Genomic DNA, 18,540 nt, shown 5'->3' with positions numbered 1-18,540 from the left:
TTTTACTTATAAAATTATAATGCATCCTTGATCTTTAAAAGGGATGCTTTTATGTTTTCCAATTTACGAATAATCTCAAAATTGGAAAGGGTTTTGTGTTTTTCTTCTTTCAGGTGGGTCTTGGCACCTTCCAGGGTAAAGCCTCTTTCCTTGACCAGGTGGTAGATGAGTTGCAGGTTTTTGATGTCTTCCGGAGTGAACCTTCGGTTTCCCTTGGCATTCTTCTTGGGACGCAGTACGTCGAATTCCTTTTCCCAGAAGCGGATCAGGGAAGTGTTTACATTAAAGGCTCTGGCTACTTCGCCTATATTGTAATAGCGTTTTTCAGGAAGTTCTATGTGCATGATGTGGAACGTATTGCGTTATCGTAATGCTCAATCCTTTTGGTCTTGTGTCCGGCCTTCGTGCCGCTAATCGAGAGACTGGTTTTCCTGTGAGGCTACATGGATCAGTTCTTCGTATTCCGCAGGCGTTAAACTGCCGTAGTAAAAGTTCATCGGGTTGATCCGTTGTCCGTCCTTAAAGACCTCGTAATGGAGGTGTGGAGCCTGTGAACGCCCCGTACTGCCCACATACCCTATAAGGTCTCCGCGCTTCACTTTCTGTCCTTTTCTTACGTTGTATTTGCTCAGGTGTGCATAGAGGCTTTCATAACCGAATCCGTGCTCTACCCTGATGTGGTTGCCGTACCCTGCCGCACGGTTGTCTGACCGGGTTACCACCCCGTCGCCGGTAGCGTAGACCGGGGTGCCCTTCGGTGCGGAAAAATCCATCCCCCAGTGCATTTTACGCGCTTTGGTAAACGGGTCTGTCCGCCACCCGAATCCCGACGCCATCCGTTTCAGGTCTTTGTTGTTTACCGGTTGTATGGCCGGAATGGTAGCGAGCAGTTTCTCCTTGTCCTCCGCCAGTTTTGAGATCTCATCCAGCGACCTGGATTGTACGACAAGCTGTTTCTGAAGAATTTCCAGCCTCCTGGTGGTATTGACAACGATCCTGGAATTCTCAAACCCTTCCAGGCTCCGGTAGCGGTTAACCCCCCCGAATCCCGCGCGGCGCTGTTCATCCGGAATAGGACTGGCTTCAAAATAGAGGCGGTATATGTTGTTGTCCCTGTCCTCTATATCGGCGAGGACTTTTTCCATCTGTTCCATCTTTCTGTTCAGCAACTCGAACTGAAGCTCGTATTGTTTGAGTTCCCGTGTGGTGGATAATTCCTTCGGGGTATTGACCAGCCCGGTGTTGAGCAAGGTAAAAAGCCCCAGAAGCCCGAACAGGAACGAGGCCAGAAGAAAAACCAGAAAGTTACGTATCTTTTTTCCTCTCCTTACCTCAATTTTCCGATACGAAAGTGTCTCCTGGTCGTAATAATATTTTACCTTCGACATAAAATTAAAATATTCTATTTTTGCCCGGTAAACGACAATGGAATACAGGGGAAAGCCGTTTGTTTAAACCGAGCTAACGGACAAATATAAAAATTGTTTTCCAGTTACTGCAATTTTTAGAAAAGCTTAAGATTTACAGTCCGGGCCCTTGTCATTTGAAAAAAGCAAAACGCCAAACACATATTGATGAAGTCACAAGAAGTAAGAGAACGTTTTTTCAGGTTTTTCGAAGCGCGCAAACACACTGTAGTGCCATCGGCTCCCATGGTGGTCAAGGACGACCCGACACTGATGTTCACCAATGCGGGAATGAACCAGTTCAAGGAGTATTTCCTCGGAAACCGGAAGCCGGTATCCGCAAGGGTTACCGATACGCAGAAGTGCCTGAGAGTAAGCGGGAAGCACAACGACCTGGAAGAAGTGGGGAAAGACACCTATCACCATACCATGTTCGAAATGCTCGGGAACTGGAGTTTTGGCGACTATTTCAAGAAAGAGGCTATCGGATGGGCCTGGGAACTGCTTACGGAAGTATTCGGTATTGACCGTGAAAGGCTGTATGTCACCTATTTTGAAGGAGCTGCAGACGATAACCTTCCCGAAGACGGGGAAGCGAAAACGCTCTGGGAGGCCATAGTTCCGGCAGACAGGGTGCTTCCCGGCAATAAGAACGACAACTTCTGGGAAATGGGAGAGCAGGGGCCCTGTGGGCCCTGTTCGGAAATTCATATAGATATACGCACTGATGAAGAGCGGAAAAAGGTGCCCGGGAGCGCACTGGTGAACAAGGACCATCCGCAGGTAGTGGAGATATGGAACCTGGTCTTTATGGAGTTTAACCGCAAGGCTGACGGTTCTCTCGAAAAATTGCCGGCCAGGCATGTGGATACGGGTATGGGCTTCGAACGCCTGTGTATGGTGTTGCAGGGCGTGAAGAGCAATTATGATACGGATGTATTCACCCCGATCATCCGGGAGATCGAGGCGGTCACTACCAGCAAATACGGGAAGGATGAGAAGACGGATATTGCGATCAGGGTGGTTGCCGACCACCTCAGGGCGGTGGCTTTTGCCATTGCCGACGGACAATTGCCTTCCAATACCGGGGCGGGCTATGTGATACGGCGTATCCTCAGGAGGGCCATCCGCTACGGTTTCACTTTCCTCGGGCAGGACGAGCCGTTTATCTACAAGCTTGTAGATACGCTGAGCAGCCAGATGCACCACGCTTTCCCGGAAATAAAGGCACAGAAAAATCTCGTGGTCAATGTGATCAGGGAAGAAGAACAATCGTTCCTGAAAACCCTGGAACAGGGGCTGGTACTGCTGGACAGTATTATTTCCAATGCGAAAGACCATACCATATCCGGAAGCAAGGCTTTCGAACTCTACGATACCTATGGGTTTCCCATAGATCTCACGGCCCTGATCCTCGGAGAACGGGGATATGCACTGGACGAAGAGGGCTTCCGCAAAGAACTCCAGAAGCAGAAAGACCGCTCCAGGGCCGCTACGGCGGTGAGTACGGGAGACTGGGTAGTGCTGTCTGAAGATGACGAAGAGGAATTTGTGGGATATGATACCCTTGAAACCCGGGTGAGAATTACACGTTACCGCAAGGTGAACAGTAAAAAGGACGGTGAGATGTATCAGGTAGTATTCAACCTAACCCCCTTCTATCCCGAAGGAGGAGGCCAGGTGGGGGACAAGGGATATATCAAGGCCGCTAACGGCGATGTGGTATATATTACCGATACCAGAAAAGAGAACAATCTTATCATACATCTTACCAAAAACCTTCCCCGTAATACGGAAGGAAGCTTTACGGCGGTGGTGGATGCCAACCAGCGCAGGCGAACGTCTGCCAATCATTCGGCGACACACCTTCTGCACCAGGCACTCCGGGTGGTGCTCGGGGAGCATGTAGAGCAGAAAGGGTCTTCGGTACACAACAACCACCTGCGTTTCGATTTCTCCCATTTCAGCAGGATGACACAGGAAGAACTGCAACAGGTGGAAGATTTTGTAAATGCCCGTATCCGGGAACAGTTACCGCTGGAAGAGCACCGCAATACCCCTTACCAGCAAGCATTGGAGGCAGGGGCTATGGCTTTGTTCGGGGAAAAATACGGCGATACGGTCAGGACCGTGCGTTTCGGGGAGAGTATGGAACTCTGCGGAGGGACCCATGTAAAGAATACCGGGGATATATGGCACTTTATCATTACCGGGGAAGGCGCTGTTGCTGCCGGAATACGGCGTATTGAAGCCATTACCCTGGATGCGGCCAAGGAATATTTTACTTCCCAGGCGGAAATATTCGGGGAAGTGAAGGCAGCGCTCAGGAATACCAGCGATCCCGTAAAGGCGATCACGGCACTTCAGGAAGAGAACAGTGCCCTGAAAAAACAGCTTGAAGCCTTGATGAAAGACAAGGCCGGGAATCTTAAGAAGGAGCTTGCCGGCAGTTTTGAACATATCGGGAATGTGCGTTTTCTCGCGACTACGGTAGATCTCGATACCCCGGCGGTAAAAGACCTGGTATTCGAACTGGGAAGGGAGCATGAAAACCTTTTTGTACTGCTGGCCACAGAGCAGCAGGGCAAGGCCGTGCTCACCTGCTATATTTCAAAGGAACTGGCCTCCGAACGGGATCTCAATGCCGGGAAGGTGGTGCGGGAACTCGGGAAATATATCAACGGCGGCGGTGGCGGACAGCCCTTCTTTGCCACGGCGGGGGGGAAGCGGCCGGAAGGGATTCCGGAGGCCCTGGAGCATGCCAGGACATTTATTGCCTCAAAATAAATGACCCGGAACCTGTGACAGGCACAGGCCGGAAACATACAAATACCGGGAAAATTTGAAACTGCGAACTGAAATACCGGCTATACCTGGCGATCATAGTATTGATCATCATTCGAAACTGTTATTGCTGGGTTCGTGTTTTTCGGAGCATATGGCCGGCAAACTGGAGTATTTTCAGTTCCGCTGCCTGAGAAACCCCTTTGGTATCTTATACCACCCTGCTGCAATAGCCCGCTTTCTGGAAAAGGTTGTTTCGGGAGATAAGTATACCCGGGAAGCACTTTTCGGGCACCAGGGGCGCTGGCACTGTTTTGATGCACATTCAAGCCTGAGCAGCACCTCACGCGAACAGGCGTTGTCAAACATCAATACCGCGCTTGAAGAAACAGCAACCTTCCTCAAAACAGCCACGCATGTGCTCATCACCCTGGGGACGGCCTGGGGATATCGCTTAAAGGAAACGGGAGAACCGGTGGCCAACTGCCATAAAATACCACAAAAGCATTTTGAAAAAGAGCTGGCTTCCGCAGAATCGGTAACCGGTAATATTTCCGGAATGATCAGTGCCCTGAGGAAAATAAACCCGGAAGTGCAGATTATTTTTACCATATCCCCGGTACGCCATTTAAGAGACGGCTTTGTCGAAAACCAGCGAAGTAAGGCCCATCTCGTAACAGCAGTACACCAGGTGACGGACCCCCTGTCCTGTTTTTACTTTCCTTCTTATGAGATCGTGATGGACGAGCTCCGCGATTACCGGTTTTATACCGACGACATGATACATCCGTCAGATACGGCCATACAATATATCTGGGAAAAGTTTTCCGGGGCCTGGATATCCCCTGCAGCACATCAGGACATGAAGGAAGTGGATGCCATCCGGAAAGGGCTCTCCCATAAACCTTTTGCGCCGGACTCCCCGGAACACCGGGATTTCAGGTGCAGGCTGGAAGACCGCATCCGCCGGTTGAGATCGGAATGGCCACATATGGAGTTTTAGATACGGGAACACCTTCTTACAGTTTGTTCGAAAAAACAGTATTTATGTCTTCGTGTATTTCATTCGGAAATAAAAATAGGATTTCATTGTGTGTTTTTGTAACTATTTTTATTGTTTTGGTTTTTAAAGTGAAAGTTAAGGCTAATATTTGCAGGGTCATTAGAAACTAAAACCATTTTGAGTTATGTGTGGAATATTAGCAGTTATAAGCGCAACCTATACTCCCGAAGGGGCCCTGCAAGCCAGGAAGCCTGTAGCCGATACCGGGCTTATCGGGGAAATGTCGAAGAGAATGGCACACAGGGGGCCGGACGAAAGTGACCTGCACCTCACGGGAAATGGCCACGTGTTAAGCCACGAAAGATTATCCATTATAGACCTGAATACCGGGAAGCAACCGATACAGGGTACCGATACGGCCTGGATGGTGCACAACGGCGAAATATACAACCACGGGGAACTGAGGGAGACCGTGCTGAAAGATCACACCTTCCGCACTACCTCAGATTCGGAAGTTATCGTACATCTCTACGAGGAGTTCGGTTATGACTTCTGCAACAGACTCGACGGGGTTTTTGCCTTTGTAGTGGTAGACGGGGACGATTTTATTGCCGGGCGCGACCCGATCGGGGTGAAACCGCTTTACTACGGGACGGATGCCGAAGGGCGTATGTATTTTTCTTCCGAAATGAAGACCATAGCCGATCAGTGTGTGGAATTCGCTGCTTTTCCTCCCGGGCATTTCTATACTCCCCAAACCGGGTTTGTACGCTATTTTACCCCGGAGTGGTTCGACAGTGCAACGGCTACGGAAGACCTGGACCTGGATAAACTGCGGGAAAGCCTGATAGAGGCTACCCGGAAACGCCTGATGAGCGATGTGCCGCTGGGAGTATTGCTGTCGGGAGGGCTGGATTCTTCACTTACTTCTTCCATTGCCTGCAGGCTGCTGGAGGGAACGGGACAAAAGCTGCACTCTTTCTCCATAGGGCTGGATGCCGACGCGCCCGATCTTATTGCAGCCCGGAAGGTTGCGGAATATCTCGGTACGGAACACCATGAAATACACTTTACCATAGAAGAGGGGATAGAGATACTGGAGAAACTGGTATGGCACCTGGAAACCTACGATGTAACTTCCATCAGGGCCTCCACTCCCATGTATTTTATGAGTAAGGCGATTACCGACCTGGGCATAAAAGTGGTATTGAGCGGGGAAGGCGCCGACGAGATATTCGGAGGTTACCTCTACTTCAGGAACGCACCCTCTCCCCTGGATTTTCAGAAAGAGACCATAGACAGGGTACAGAAACTGTCTACGGCCGACTGCCTCCGGGCGGACAAGAGTACTATGGCCCACGGACTGGAAGCAAGGGTGCCTTTCCTGGATAAATCCTTCCTGCAGACCGCCATGGAGATCATGCCGGAGTTCAAGCAGCCCAAGACTTATGACGGCATAGAGAAATATATTCTGAGAAAAGCCTTTGATACCCCTGAACAGCCTTTCCTTCCGGATGAGGTGCTGTGGAGACAGAAAGAGCAGTTCTCCGACGGAGTGGGATACAACTGGATCGATACCCTGATAGCGCACTGTGCCTCACAGGTTACCGATGCACAAATGGCCACCGCGGCTGAAAAGTACCCGATAAACACCCCGGCGACGAAGGAAGCCTTTTTCTACCGTGAGATTTTCCACAAGCATTTCCCGCAGGAGAGTGCCGCCAGAACGGTAAAGAGATGGATCCCGAAATGGCAGGAGAACACCGACCCCAGCGGTCGTGCCAACGCTGCACACGTCAAGGCCGATACAACGATCGCCGTAGAAAAAGCCAGGGCTGCCATCTAAAGGAACAGCGCCGGCCCGATATACAATTGCCCGGGAGCCTGAACGGCTTTCCGGGCAATTGTATTGTTTAAACGGGCTCCAATGTTAAATAAATCAGTAATGTCCCTTCATGGAGTGAATTTCTATAACATCTTTTTCTTTTAAAACCTTATATAATATATAAGCCGGTGCTCTCTGTTGATCCTCCTTGACCAAAAACCGGATAATTCATATTTTAAGGCTTCGGGTTTGCCAATCCCTTCGTACGGATGATCTTCGATGGATTTGATTAGGTTGGTGATCTTTTTCTGAATTGCCTGGTCAGCTCTTTTTATCCAATAAGCACGATCTTTTAAAGCTTTTTCAGTATAAACTACTTCCACAGTTCATCTGTTTTAATGGCTTTGACCTTTCCTTCTCTGGCCTGTACCTCGCTTTCTTTGATCTTGGCGACAAATTCAGGGTCATACGGATTTTCTTCTGAAGATTGAAAAGGTATTTTCAGGGCCTTTAGAAAAGCCTTGATGATCCTGGATTGCTCCTTGTTCTTTGTATGTATTGTGAATGTCTCCATAATGACCTAATTTATACAAAATTAAGTATTCATTATCGAAAAATCGTCAAAACCTGTTCCTAAATAAAATTACTCGATAATCGAGATTTAAATGCTCCGAGGCTTGCCTCGGGATGTTTTTGTTTTCCTTCTAATGCCTCGTATGCTTGCATTGAGGTAGTTTACTGTTCTCTGTAAAGCAGGTACTTTTTACGGACTTCCCTGAATGTTCTCAGGCCTTCCTGCCAGCTTGCCCGGATCTCGTCTTCCGGTATTCCTGCCTCGATCTGTTGCCGGAGCTGTTTTGTGCCGGCCAGTTTGACGAAGAAATCAGTGAAAAAATCCTCTTTTCCGGCCGTGTTCCGGTAGGCGCGGACAAGCCATTTAAGTTCGATACGATACAGCCTTTCCGTACCGGAGAGGTCTTCGCCGTGGCACACCTTCCCGCGGTGCTGGGGGTTGCCGGAGCCGGAATTGGGTTCGGGGGTAAAGGTATAGGGATATTCGGCTTCCGGAAGGTAGGGAGAGCCGTAGACCTGGAACTGCTTGTCCGTGCCCCGTCCTTCACTCACATTGGTACCTTCGAAAAAGCAGAGGCTGGGATACAGGTTGACGGATTGGGCATTCGGCAGGTTGGGCGAAGGTTTTACGGGGAGTTCGTAAGGCATGTCTTTCGTATAATTGGCGCAGGTGATGACCTGCAGGGGGCATTGTACACCCCGGGCCAGCCACTTTTCACCGTTGATCATCCGGGCGTATTCTCCTATGGTCATCCCATGTGCTACGGGAATGGGGTGCATCCCGATAAAACTTTTAAACTGCGGTTCCAGGACCGGCCCGTCCGTAAAGTGGCCATTCGGGTTCGGACGGTCGAGAAGGAGTACGGGCTTCCCGAGTTCGGCACAGGCTTCCATTACATAGTGAAGCGTGGATATATAGGTGTAAAAACGCACTCCTACATCCTGGAGGTCAAAAACGAGGATGTCGATATCTTCCAGTTGTTCCGGCTCCGGTTTTTTGTTATTGCCGTAAAGAGAGATCACGGGGAGCCCCGTTTTCGGGTCTTTGCCGTCTTTCACGGTTTCCCCGGCTTCTGCGGTCCCGCGGAAACCGTGTTCGGGTGCAAACACTTTCTGTATGTTGACCCCTGTTTTCAGCAGGCTGTCTACCAGGTGGACGTACACGGTTTTTTCCCGGTTCCTGAAAATGACACTGGAAGGATTGGCTACGATGCCTACCCGTTTGCCTTTTAACAGGGGGAGGTATTCCGCGGTCCGGTCGGCCCCGGTCTCTATGTGTGCCACTTCCGCAACTGCCTGGTCCGTGCTGTGCGGTTTTTCCCCGGTCCCGGAGGAAGCACGGCTGCTGCATGCGGTTAAAAGAAAAGACAGAAAAAGTACCCGGAAGCCGGTCGTGGTGAGGCCTGCGTTTTTTTTGCAGCCGGTTTTTTGGAAAACGGGAGCGGACAGATGGGCACCCTTCCTTATAATTTCGAGGAAGAACCGTAATAAAAATGTATTTTTGGGGTTTGTAAAACAAACAGTCCCCTTGAATTTAGAGTTTTTCATAGCAAAACGCATTATAAGGTCCAAAGATTATAAAAGTAGTGTATCGGCACCAATTATAAAAATTGCCATAGCTGCCATAGCCATAGGACTGGTGGTCATGCTGGTTTCCGTTGCGGCGGGAGTAGGGCTGCAACAGAAGATCAGGGAAAAGGTCTCGGCCTTTAACGGGCATATCCAGATCTACAACTACGACAACAACCAGTCTGAAGTTTCTGTGCACCCGATATCGCTGAAGCAGGATTTTTACCCGGAATTCAGGGAGATCCCCGAAATCACCCATATTCAGGGAGTGGCTTCTAAAGCGGGGATCATCCGGCTTGAAGACACCTTTGAAGGGATCATAGCGAAAGGGGTGGGAAGCGATTACGACTGGAGGTACTTTTCAGAATACCTGGTATCGGGAAAATTACCTGACTTTAGAGGAAAGCTCAATAATGAGGTGCTGCTTTCCAGGTACCTGGCCAACAGGCTGAAACTGGAGGTGGGCGATACGTTTTACGCATTTTTCCTGAGAGATGAAGAGAGTTCCGTACCCAACCAGCGTATTTTCAGGATCACCGGGCTTTACGATAGCGGTTTTCAGGATTTTGATGCGAGATATGTGTTTACCGATCTTCGTCACATACAGCGCATGAACCGCTGGGAAGAAGACCAGGTAGGAAAGTTTGAGCTGTTTATTGCCGATTTCGACAGGCTGGAGGAGGTAGGCTACCGGGTTTACGGGCAGACGCTTTCCACGCTCGATTCGACCACTATCCTGGAGGAGTTTCCCTCCATATTCGAATGGCTCGGTATGTTCGATTTCAACACGGCACTTATTATCGGTATCCTGATCGTCGTGGGAGGGTTCAACATGATTACCGCATTGCTCGTGCTTATACTGGAACGCACCCCCATGATCGGTATTCTCAAGGCGCTGGGGAGTGCAAACTGGAGCGTGCGCAAGATCTTCCTTTACAATGCGGCCTATCTTATCCTGGTCGGACTGTTCTGGGGAAACCTGGTCGGGCTCGGATTGCTGTTTCTTCAGAAGTACACGGGATGGATAAAGCTGGACCCGAGTAACTATTACGTGGTCGAGGCTCCGGTATATATCAGTCCGGGCTATATTATACTGCTCAATTCCGGTATCCTGCTCCTGTGCCTGGCCATGCTGCTGCTGCCTTCCTATATCATTACCAGGATCGTACCGGCCAGGGCAATGCGGTTCGATTGATGTTGCACGGCTTTTTGCGGCAAGCCGGGAACCGACCGGAACAGTATTGTATATATTCCGGGAGACAAATGCGCGAAAATCCTTAAATTAGCACTCCTTATATATTAAAAATATATCTATGTCACGATTCCGGACCTTTTTCAGTACAGGATTGGTGCTGGCTGTAGTTGCAGGCCACGCCCAGAATCTTTCTAAAACCGAACGCCGGATCGCGGCTGCCGTAAGCCGGAATTTTGAAGACCAGCTGGAGTTTACCGAAAAGGTGGTCAATATCAACAGCGGAACGATGAACCATGCCGGTGTGCAGGAGGTAGGGCAGGTGTTTGCCGATGTGTTTGCCGGGATAGGGTTCGATACGCGATGGGTGGATATGCCGGCGGAAATGGACCGTGCGGGTCACCTTTTTGTAGAAACACGCGGAACAAAGGGTAAAAAAGTATTGCTTATAGGCCACCTGGACACGGTTTTCGAAGAGGACAGCCCGTTTCAGACCATGAAAAAAATAAATGACAGTACAGCTACCGGGCCCGGGGTCAATGATATGAAGGGGGGAAATGCCATTATTTTGTATGCTTTAAAGGCACTTCGTGAAAACGGACTTTTAAAGGGCAGGCAGGTTATTGTAGCACTGATGGGGGATGAAGAGTATACCGGGAAGCCACTGTCCGTAAGCAGGAAAGATCTGATCGATGCGGCAAAGCGGAGCGATGTGGCCCTGGGATTTGAGCCCTCTACCGGTTTTTCGGAAGCTACCATGGCACGACGCGGTTCTTCCGGGTGGAAAGTGGAAGTTACCGGCAGGCAGGCCCACTCTGCCGATATTTTCAGTGAGGGAGTAGGCGCCGGGGCCATCTTCGAGATTTCCCGTATCCTCCACGAATTTTATGAAGAAGTAAGGGGAGACGACCGTTACCTGACCTTTAATCCGGGAACCGTATTGGGAGGTACCGAGGTGTCGTATGACGATGCGTTGAGCAAGGGAAATACTTTCGGGAAGACTAATGTGGTGGCCCGGACGGCGGTAGTTGACGGGGGGCTCCGGTTTATATCGGAAGAACAGAAGGAAAAGGCAAGGGAGAAGATGAGGGAGATCACGGCCCGTAACCTGCCGGGTACCCGTGCGGAAATCACTTTTTTTGACAGCTATCCCGCCATGGAGCCTACCGAAGGTAACAGGAAGTTGCTGGAAAAACTGAGCCAGGTGAGTGTCGATATGGGGCTGGGTGAGGTAGAAGCGGTTGACCCGCTCGTGAAAGGAGCTGCAGATGTGTCTTTTGTGGGCGGATATGTAGACTGCCTGGATAGCCTCGGTGCCATGGGGGAAGGCGCACACTCCCCGGAAGAGAATATCAACCTGAATACTTTTGAAGCCCTTACGCAGAGGGCTGCCATACTGATATACAGGTTACTCGCGGAAAAGTAGCATGTTGCGGCATCTGTTGTTGTGACAAGAGAAATAAATTGAAAATTTTATGGTATCGGATGTAACTTTTTGTTTTTTTGAATGTCTAATACTAATATTGTTTGGCTGTGCCGGTGATTTTGCGCGGCATGACACCTCAAAGCTCCAGAAGGATGATCGTAATTAAGGACTTGCACAAATCTTATCGCATGGGGACTAATTCCCTTCACGTGCTCAAAGGGCTGAACCTGTCTGTAGAAGAGGGGGAACTCGTGGCCATCATGGGATCTTCCGGGTCGGGGAAATCCACCCTGCTCAATATTCTGGGAATGCTCGATGAGGCAGACTCCGGAGAATACATCCTGGACGGGGTGCCGATCAGGAACCTCAATGAGACCAAGGCGGCCAAATACAGGAACAAGTTTCTCGGCTTTATTTTCCAGTCTTTCAACCTGATCAATTATAAGACAGCCATAGAGAATGTGGCATTGCCGCTTTACTATCAGCGTGTAAACAGGAACGAGCGGCAGGAGAAGGCCATGAAATACCTGGAAAAGGTAGGGCTGAAGAACTGGGCACATCATCTTCCCAGCGAGTTGTCCGGAGGGCAGAAACAGCGTGTGGCCATAGCCCGTGCAATGGCTGCCGAACCCAAGGTGCTGCTGGCCGATGAGCTTACGGGGGCGCTGGACAGCAAGACCTCCTATGAGATCATGGACCTCATACAGGAGATCAATGATGAAGGCAAGACCATCCTGGTTGTAACCCACGAACCCGATATCGCGCAAATGTGTAAACGTATCATACACCTGAAAGACGGTGTTATCGTGGAAGATTCTTTTGTAGAACAGGTAAGGGCTTCATCGTATGTTCAGTAGGGACCGCTGGCAGGAAATATTCCAGACCATAGGTAAAAACAAGCTCAGGACATTCCTGTCGGGTTTTACCGTAGCGCTCGGGATATTTATCTTTACCGTGCTTTACGGTATGGGCAACGGGCTGAAGAATTCCTTCAACGAGTTTTTTATGGGAGAGGCGACCAATACCTTTTCCATAAATCCGGGACGGACCTCCGAGCCGTATAAAGGGTTTAAGAAGGGTAGGGCCATTGAATTCAGGAATGACGATATAGACGATATAAAAAAGGATTTTGCACTCTATCTCGACGAGATCACCCCGGTGATCTCCTTCAGTGCTACCGCCAGGTACAGGGGAGAGTCCAACAGTTACAGTATCAATGCCATAGCCCCGCCCTATGGAGATATGCAGAAGACCATTATCATGAAGGGGCGGTATGTCAATGCACATGATATGGCCGGTTTTGCCAAGAATATCGTTATCGGGAGACTTGTAGAGGTCGACCTGTTCGGACACTCGGAGAGCGCCGTGGGGAAATACCTGGATGTGGGAGGTGTCATGTACCGGGTTGTCGGGGTGTTCCAGGATGATGACGGGGATAACGAGGAGCGGATGATCTATATGCCCTATACGACGCGGCAGATGCTGGACCAGGGTACCGACAAGATCAATGAGATCATGCTGACCTATAATACCGATATCGGGTATGCAGGTGCCATGGCTTTCGACCTGAGCCTGCAAAAGTACCTGAAGGCCAAACACAATATAGCGCCCGATGACCAGAATGCCATCTATCTCCGGAATATGGCAGATATTGTGCAGCGCAACATGATGTTTGCCAACATACTGCAACTGGTCGTTGTTTTCGTGGGTATAGGCACCCTGATCGCCGGGGTTATAGGGATCAGTAATATCATGGTCTTTGTGGTGAAGGAACGCACGAAGGAACTGGGTATCCGGAAGGCCCTCGGGGCCACCCCGGCTTCGGTGATCGGGCTGGTGTTGCAGGAATCCATTTTTATAACGACCATAGCCGGTTATGTCGGCCTGGTGCTGGGAATGGGGATACTTTCCCTTATGGGAGACCGTTTCAAGGAAGACTATTTTATCAGTAACCCGGGGGTCGGGCTCAATATTGTCATTATGGCTACACTTATCCTCGTGTTTTTCGGAGTACTGGCAGGCTATGTTCCGGCCAGAAAAGCGGCGAATGTAAAACCGATTGTAGCACTCAGGGATGAATAATACCGGGAATATCATGGAAAATAACAAAACAGAAGACACCTAATGCGGTTTATTTTTGACAGGGATACATGGCAGGAAATTTTCGGGTCTATCCGGAAGAACAAGGTGCGTACCGTGATTACCATTATCGGGGTGCTCTGGGGGATATTTGTGTATATCGCCCTTTCCGGGGCCACCAAGGGGCTGGATAACGGTTTCGAAAAGGAATTTCAGGGCATCGCCAATAACAGCATGTTTATATGGACCCAGCGAACCAGTATTCCTTATGCGGGGTTTAAGATAGGAAGAACGATAAGGCTCAAGCTGGGGGATGTGGAGGACCTGAAGAACAAGTTGCCGGAGATCCAGTTTATCGCTCCGAGGAATGTGATGGGAGTATTCGGGGGCGCCCCGCCCACCGTTTCAAGAGGGACGAAATACGGTACCTACCCGGTTTTCGGGGATTATCCGGTAGTGGACAAGATCTCGAAGAAAAAAATATACGAAGGAGGCCGCTTTCTCAATGAAATGGATATTGTGAAAGAGCGGAGGGTATGTGTGATCGGCGAGCGGGTGAGAAACGATCTCTTCGACAAGGACGAAGACCCGGTAGGGAATTTTGTAAAGCTCAACAATGTATACCTGCAGGTGATCGGGGTGTATAAAAAATCGGAAAATGTGGATTTCGAAGGCGATAGTGCCCTCATGCTGCCTTACACGACCTACCGGAAGATATTCAATACGGGAGAGGATGTAGGGTGGATGGCCATTGCAGCCTATGAGGATGTCGACATTGTCGCCCTGGAAAAGGATGTGAAGAACCTGCTGAAGCGCAGGCATAAGGTGCATCCCGATGATGAAAGGGCCTTCGGAGGGTTTAACCTGGGAGAGGCTTTCTCAAAACTTTTCGGCTTTGCCCGTGGATTAAATTTTTTATCCCTCTTTGTGGGGATGGCCACCATCATCGCCGGGGTTATCGCCATAGGGAACATCCTGCTGATATCGGTAAAGGAGCGTACCCGGGAACTGGGAGTGAGAAGGGCGCTGGGAGCTACTCCCGCCGAGGTGAGGGGGCAGATACTGCTCGAATCTGTTTTTCTTACCCTGGTAGCCGGGATCATGGGGATCATACTGGGGGCCATGGTGCTCGCATTGATCAATATGATGACCCAGGGAGGAGGAGATTTCCCGTATACCAATCCCACAGTGCCCATACCCTATATTCTGGGAGCCCTGCTGATCATGATCGGCCTGGGAACCCTGATCGGGCTCATTCCGGCACAGCGGGCGGTGAATATCAAGCCTATCGATGCCCTCAGGGAAGAATAGTTACAGCATACGAACAGATAAAGAGAAAAGAATAACCAATTAGAGTGTCATAGATGAAAATTGTAAAGTATTTGGGAATCGGTGTCCTGATCGTAGGAGCACTTCTGGCTGCAGCCTATTTTGTAAAATCCAACAGCAAGTCGCCCATAACCTACGATACGGAAACCCCGTTTAAAACAACCATCCAGGAGAAATCGGTAGCTACTGGAAAGGTGATCCCCGAAGATGAGGTAGCCATAAAGCCGCAGATCTCCGGTATCATAGGAGAAATACTGGTGGAAGAGGGCGATGTGCTGGAAGCCGGCGATCTTATCGCCAAAATAACGGTAGTACCCAATGAACAAACGCTCAACACCGCAAGGGGAAGGGTGAGTAATGCCAGGATATCGCTGGGGAACGCGGAGATAGAATACAAGCGGAATAAGGAACTTTTCGACAAGGGGGTTATTTCTGCCCAGGAATTCAACAATATAGAACTCACCCATAACCAGGCGAAACAGGAACTGGCCAATGCCCAGAGCGATCTTCAGATCATCCGGGAAGGATCGGCCGGGGGGTCGAGCAGTGCCAATACCAATATCAAGGCTACTATTGCCGGAACCATACTGGAAATACCGGTTAAAGTAGGGGACCAGGTTATAGAGAGTAACAATTTTAACGACGGGACCACCATCGCCAGTATAGCCGATCTCTCGAAAATGATCTTTCAGGGATTGGTAGACGAGGCCGAAGTAGGGAAACTGGAAGTCGGCTCTCCGCTGAAAATAAGTTTCGGGGCCATTCCCGACAAGGAATTTGACGGGGAATTGAAGTTTGTGGCTCCCAAATGGAACGAAGAGGAAGAAACCTCCTCGGGAGTGATACAGTTCAGGATAGAAGCCAATGTCTTTATGGAAGAAGGGTATTTTATCAGGGCAGGGTACAGTGCCAATGCTTCCCTGGTGCTCGACAAGAAGGAAGACGTACTGGCTGTAAAGGAAGCCCTGCTCCAGTTCGACAAGGAAACGGAAGAGCCCTATGTGGAGGTGGAGACGGGAGAACAGGAATTTGAGCGGCGGGATGTGGAAACAGGGATCTCCGACGGTATCAATATCGAAATAGTATCCGGACTTTCGGAAAGTGACCGGGTAAAAGTGTGGAACAAAACGGAACCGCTTAAAAAACAATAAATAACCCTTATGAGAACAAGACTATTTTTTCTTACTTTTCTCCTCACAACCTTCCTGGCCCATTCCCAGGCCAAAAAATGGACCCTGAAGTCCTGTATTGAGTATGCCCTGAAACACAATATCAGCGTAAGACAGACCGAACTGGATTCCCGCGATGCGGAAGTCAATAAATCGGATGCGGTGGGGAATTTTCTCCCCAAGATCAATCTGGGAACCTCTCACTCCTGGAATATCGGGCTCAACCAGAATATTACCACGGGGTTGCTCGAAAACCAGACGACGCAGTTTACCTCTTTCCAGGGGTCGGTGAGCGTAGATGTATTTAAGGGGTTGCAGAATGTAAAGACCTTGAGAAGGGCCAACCTGAGCATTCTGGCCAACAGGTATAAACTGGCCGATATGAAAGATGATATAGCGCTTTCGGTAGCCAACGGATACCTGCAGGTGCTTTTCAGCAGGGAAAACCTGGAAGTGGCCAGGGCACAGTATGCGGTTACGGTACAGGACCTGAAAAAGACCAGGGAGCTGGTGACCTCAGGAGTGGTTCCCCGGGGCGACCTGCTGGAAATAGAAGCTACTGCGGCTACCCAGGAACAACAGATCGTGAATGCGGAAAATGAACTCAGGTTGTCCAGGATATCGCTGGCGCAGCTCCTGCTTATCGATGACTATGAGAACTTTGATGTGGCAGATGAAGATTTTGTAATGCCCGAATCCCGGATCCCGGATGAATCGCCCCGGACTATTTACGAAAAGGCCCTGACGTTCAGGAACGATATAAAATTTTCGGAAACCAATGTGGCGCTGGCCGAAAAAGATGTGGAAATAGCCAAGGGGGCACTGTTGCCGACCTTGTCTGCCTATTACGGATACGATACCAGGATATCGTACCAGGACAGGTCTGTAGGTACCGGAGAATTCGACCTGGTACCGATAGGGGTGGTCCCTTCTACCGAAGAAGCTGTGGTGACGCCGAGGGAGATCATGGGGGTGCGGGGGCCGATGCCTTTTTTCGACCAGTGGTCGCTGAATGACGGGCATTCGTATGGGTTGCAGCTCAGTATCCCGGTCTTTAACGGTTTTTCGGCGCGAAACAGTGTGAAGCGAAGTGAAGTAAACCTGGAGCGGACCAAAAACCAGCTGGAGCAGGACAAGCTGGACCTCGACAATGCCGTACACCAGGCGTGGAACGATACCCGGGCCGCTTACAAGAGTTATGAAGCAGCCGGAAAAGCCCTGGAGGCCCGGAAAGAAGCCTATAATTATGCCCGGGAACGCTATAATGTAGGGTTGATGAACGGTTTCGATTATGCCCAGGCACAGGCCAGGGTAGATAATGCGGAAGCGGAATTCGTCAGGACAAAATACGATTATGTGTTCAAGCTGAAGGTCCTGGAATTTTATTTCGGGATACCGCTGGACGAGTTATAGCATATCATTTTACAGTTCGGGGAAAAGGGCTTATCTTGCCCCCCTGTAACACGGTAACAAATCTGGCAGGATGGCTGTTATTCTCAACCTGGAAACTTCTACCACCAATTGTTCGGTATGCCTGGCTGTGGACGGGACATCCGTAGCGATCAGGGAACAGGACGATGCAAACTATTCACATTCCGAAAATCTTCATGTGTTTATACGGGAAGTACTCGAAGAAGCGGGGATTTCACCGGAAGGGGTAGATGCCTTTGCGGTAAGTATGGGCCCGGGGTCGTATACGGGACTGAGGATCGGCGTATCAGCCGTTAAAGGGCTGTGTTATGCCCTGGACAAGCCCCTGCTGGCCATACCGACGCTCCAGGTACTGGCATCGCGGTATCGCAGCGTTCAGGGTGTTATTCTGCCCCTGCTCGATGCGAGGAGAATGGAGGTCTATTCGGCAGTATATGACCCGGAACTCAGGCTCCTGAGGGAAACCCGTGCCGAGATTGTAGACGAAACCTCTTTTGCACTGTGGCTGGAGAGGGGAAAAGTCTGTTTTACGGGAAATGGCGCCGGGAAATGCAGAGAAGTCATCCGCCATCCCAATGCCGTATTTCCGGAGCACAGGGAGGTGCCTTCCGCGAGCGGGATGGTTTTGCTTTCCGAAGAAAAGTTCAAAACAGGCGGGTTTGAGGACGTCGCCTATTTTGAACCTTACTACCTGAAGGATTTTGTCGTAACCCGGCCTAAGCCCAGGCTGTAAAAGATGATCAGGCTTCTGTTC

The 18,540-nt window shown here is 50.1% G+C and carries 16 protein-coding genes; 11 read left to right on the top strand and 5 right to left on the bottom strand.

What is annotated here, in order from left to right; genetic code table 11:
• Positions 1-14: 14 nt before the first annotated feature.
• On the bottom strand, positions 15-344 hold the full coding sequence (locus tag DN748_RS00270) for a MerR family transcriptional regulator (RefSeq protein ID WP_112369762.1): 330 nt from the start codon (positions 342-344) through the stop codon (positions 15-17).
• 66 nt (positions 345-410) lie between these two features.
• Complete coding sequence (locus tag DN748_RS00265; protein ID WP_112369761.1) at positions 411-1,388, bottom strand: M23 family metallopeptidase; 978 nt, start codon at positions 1,386-1,388, stop codon at positions 411-413.
• 186 nt (positions 1,389-1,574) lie between these two features.
• Between DN748_RS00265 and alaS the strand changes: the two genes are divergently transcribed.
• The 3 genes from alaS to asnB all read left to right on the top strand — a co-directional run bounded on the left by alaS (position 1,575) and on the right by asnB (position 7,039).
• Positions 1,575-4,193, top strand: a complete 2,619-nt coding sequence (alaS, locus tag DN748_RS00260) for an alanine--tRNA ligase (protein WP_112369760.1) — start codon at positions 1,575-1,577, stop codon at positions 4,191-4,193.
• Between the two features lie 55 nt (positions 4,194-4,248).
• The gene (locus DN748_RS00255; RefSeq protein WP_112369759.1) at positions 4,249-5,193 is read left to right on the top strand and encodes a GSCFA domain-containing protein; all 945 of its coding nucleotides are present in this window, start codon (positions 4,249-4,251) and stop codon (positions 5,191-5,193) included.
• A 184-nt stretch (positions 5,194-5,377) separates the two neighbouring features.
• Positions 5,378-7,039, top strand: a complete 1,662-nt coding sequence (asnB, locus tag DN748_RS00250; RefSeq protein WP_112369758.1) for an asparagine synthase B — start codon at positions 5,378-5,380, stop codon at positions 7,037-7,039.
• A gap of 140 nt (positions 7,040-7,179) precedes the next feature.
• Here asnB and DN748_RS00245 read toward each other — a convergent pair whose 3' ends face one another.
• The 3 genes from DN748_RS00245 to DN748_RS00235 form a co-directional block, all read right to left on the bottom strand.
• A complete protein-coding gene (locus DN748_RS00245; RefSeq protein ID WP_112369757.1) occupies positions 7,180-7,401 on the bottom strand; it encodes a Txe/YoeB family addiction module toxin in 222 nt (73 codons plus the stop codon).
• Positions 7,392-7,592 carry a DUF2683 family protein gene (locus tag DN748_RS00240; RefSeq protein WP_112369756.1) on the bottom strand — a complete coding sequence of 67 codons (201 nt, stop codon included), beginning with the start codon at positions 7,590-7,592 and terminating at the stop codon, positions 7,392-7,394. The genes DN748_RS00245 and DN748_RS00240 overlap by 10 nt, the downstream gene beginning before the upstream one ends.
• A 161-nt stretch (positions 7,593-7,753) precedes the next feature.
• Positions 7,754-8,875, bottom strand: coding sequence for an exo-beta-N-acetylmuramidase NamZ family protein (locus DN748_RS00235; RefSeq protein WP_317047388.1), 1,122 nt, complete (start codon positions 8,873-8,875; stop codon positions 7,754-7,756).
• A 244-nt stretch (positions 8,876-9,119) separates the two neighbouring features.
• On the opposite strand from DN748_RS00235, the gene DN748_RS00230 reads away from it, so the two are divergent.
• The 8 genes from DN748_RS00230 (at position 9,120) to tsaB (ending at position 18,519) form a co-directional block, all read left to right on the top strand.
• Positions 9,120-10,355, top strand: coding sequence for an ABC transporter permease (locus DN748_RS00230; protein WP_112370075.1), 1,236 nt, complete (start codon positions 9,120-9,122; stop codon positions 10,353-10,355).
• Between the two features lie 118 nt (positions 10,356-10,473).
• Positions 10,474-11,778 carry a M20/M25/M40 family metallo-hydrolase gene (locus tag DN748_RS00225; protein ID WP_112369755.1) on the top strand — a complete coding sequence of 435 codons (1,305 nt, stop codon included), beginning with the start codon at positions 10,474-10,476 and terminating at the stop codon, positions 11,776-11,778.
• 152 nt (positions 11,779-11,930) lie between these two features.
• Positions 11,931-12,635 carry an ABC transporter ATP-binding protein gene (locus DN748_RS00220; protein ID WP_112369754.1) on the top strand — a complete coding sequence of 235 codons (705 nt, stop codon included), beginning with the start codon at positions 11,931-11,933 and terminating at the stop codon, positions 12,633-12,635.
• Complete coding sequence (locus DN748_RS00215) at positions 12,625-13,860, top strand: ABC transporter permease (RefSeq protein WP_112369753.1); 1,236 nt, start codon at positions 12,625-12,627, stop codon at positions 13,858-13,860. The genes DN748_RS00220 and DN748_RS00215 overlap by 11 nt, the downstream gene beginning before the upstream one ends.
• Before the next feature lie 42 nt (positions 13,861-13,902).
• Positions 13,903-15,168, top strand: a complete 1,266-nt coding sequence (locus DN748_RS00210; RefSeq protein WP_112369752.1) for an ABC transporter permease — start codon at positions 13,903-13,905, stop codon at positions 15,166-15,168.
• A 53-nt stretch (positions 15,169-15,221) separates the two neighbouring features.
• Positions 15,222-16,337: an efflux RND transporter periplasmic adaptor subunit gene (locus DN748_RS00205; RefSeq protein ID WP_112369751.1), complete on the top strand. Its 1,116-nt coding sequence runs from the start codon at positions 15,222-15,224 to the stop codon at positions 16,335-16,337.
• A gap of 9 nt (positions 16,338-16,346) precedes the next feature.
• Positions 16,347-17,768: a TolC family protein gene (locus DN748_RS00200; protein WP_112369750.1), complete on the top strand. Its 1,422-nt coding sequence runs from the start codon at positions 16,347-16,349 to the stop codon at positions 17,766-17,768.
• Between the two features lie 70 nt (positions 17,769-17,838).
• Positions 17,839-18,519 carry a tRNA (adenosine(37)-N6)-threonylcarbamoyltransferase complex dimerization subunit type 1 TsaB gene (tsaB, locus tag DN748_RS00195; protein WP_112369749.1) on the top strand — a complete coding sequence of 227 codons (681 nt, stop codon included), beginning with the start codon at positions 17,839-17,841 and terminating at the stop codon, positions 18,517-18,519.
• The last annotated feature ends 21 nt before the right edge of the window (positions 18,520-18,540 follow it).

Origin of the sequence: Sinomicrobium soli, from assembly GCF_003285545.1 — a bacterium.
In the GTDB taxonomy this organism is placed as follows: Bacteria; Bacteroidota; Bacteroidia; order Flavobacteriales; family Flavobacteriaceae; genus Sinomicrobium.
This window is presented reverse-complemented; position numbering and strand designations above follow the sequence as displayed.

Bases quoted from the DNA above. Each gene is read 5' to 3' on its own strand.
- DN748_RS00270 (WP_112369762.1), bottom strand. From the start codon at position 344: ATGCACATAGAACTTCCTGAAAAACGCTATTACAATATAGGCGAAGTA.
- DN748_RS00265 (WP_112369761.1), bottom strand. From the start codon at position 1,388: ATGTCGAAGGTAAAATATTATTACGACCAGGAGACACTTTCGTATCGG.
- alaS (WP_112369760.1), top strand. From the start codon at position 1,575: ATGAAGTCACAAGAAGTAAGAGAACGTTTTTTCAGGTTTTTCGAAGCG.
- asnB (WP_112369758.1), top strand. From the start codon at position 5,378: ATGTGTGGAATATTAGCAGTTATAAGCGCAACCTATACTCCCGAAGGG.
- DN748_RS00240 (WP_112369756.1), bottom strand. From the start codon at position 7,592: ATGGAGACATTCACAATACATACAAAGAACAAGGAGCAATCCAGGATC.
- DN748_RS00225 (WP_112369755.1), top strand. From the start codon at position 10,474: ATGTCACGATTCCGGACCTTTTTCAGTACAGGATTGGTGCTGGCTGTA.
- DN748_RS00220 (WP_112369754.1), top strand. From the start codon at position 11,931: ATGATCGTAATTAAGGACTTGCACAAATCTTATCGCATGGGGACTAAT.
- DN748_RS00215 (WP_112369753.1), top strand. From the start codon at position 12,625: ATGTTCAGTAGGGACCGCTGGCAGGAAATATTCCAGACCATAGGTAAA.
- DN748_RS00210 (WP_112369752.1), top strand. From the start codon at position 13,903: ATGCGGTTTATTTTTGACAGGGATACATGGCAGGAAATTTTCGGGTCT.
- DN748_RS00205 (WP_112369751.1), top strand. From the start codon at position 15,222: ATGAAAATTGTAAAGTATTTGGGAATCGGTGTCCTGATCGTAGGAGCA.
- DN748_RS00200 (WP_112369750.1), top strand. From the start codon at position 16,347: ATGAGAACAAGACTATTTTTTCTTACTTTTCTCCTCACAACCTTCCTG.
- tsaB (WP_112369749.1), top strand. From the start codon at position 17,839: ATGGCTGTTATTCTCAACCTGGAAACTTCTACCACCAATTGTTCGGTA.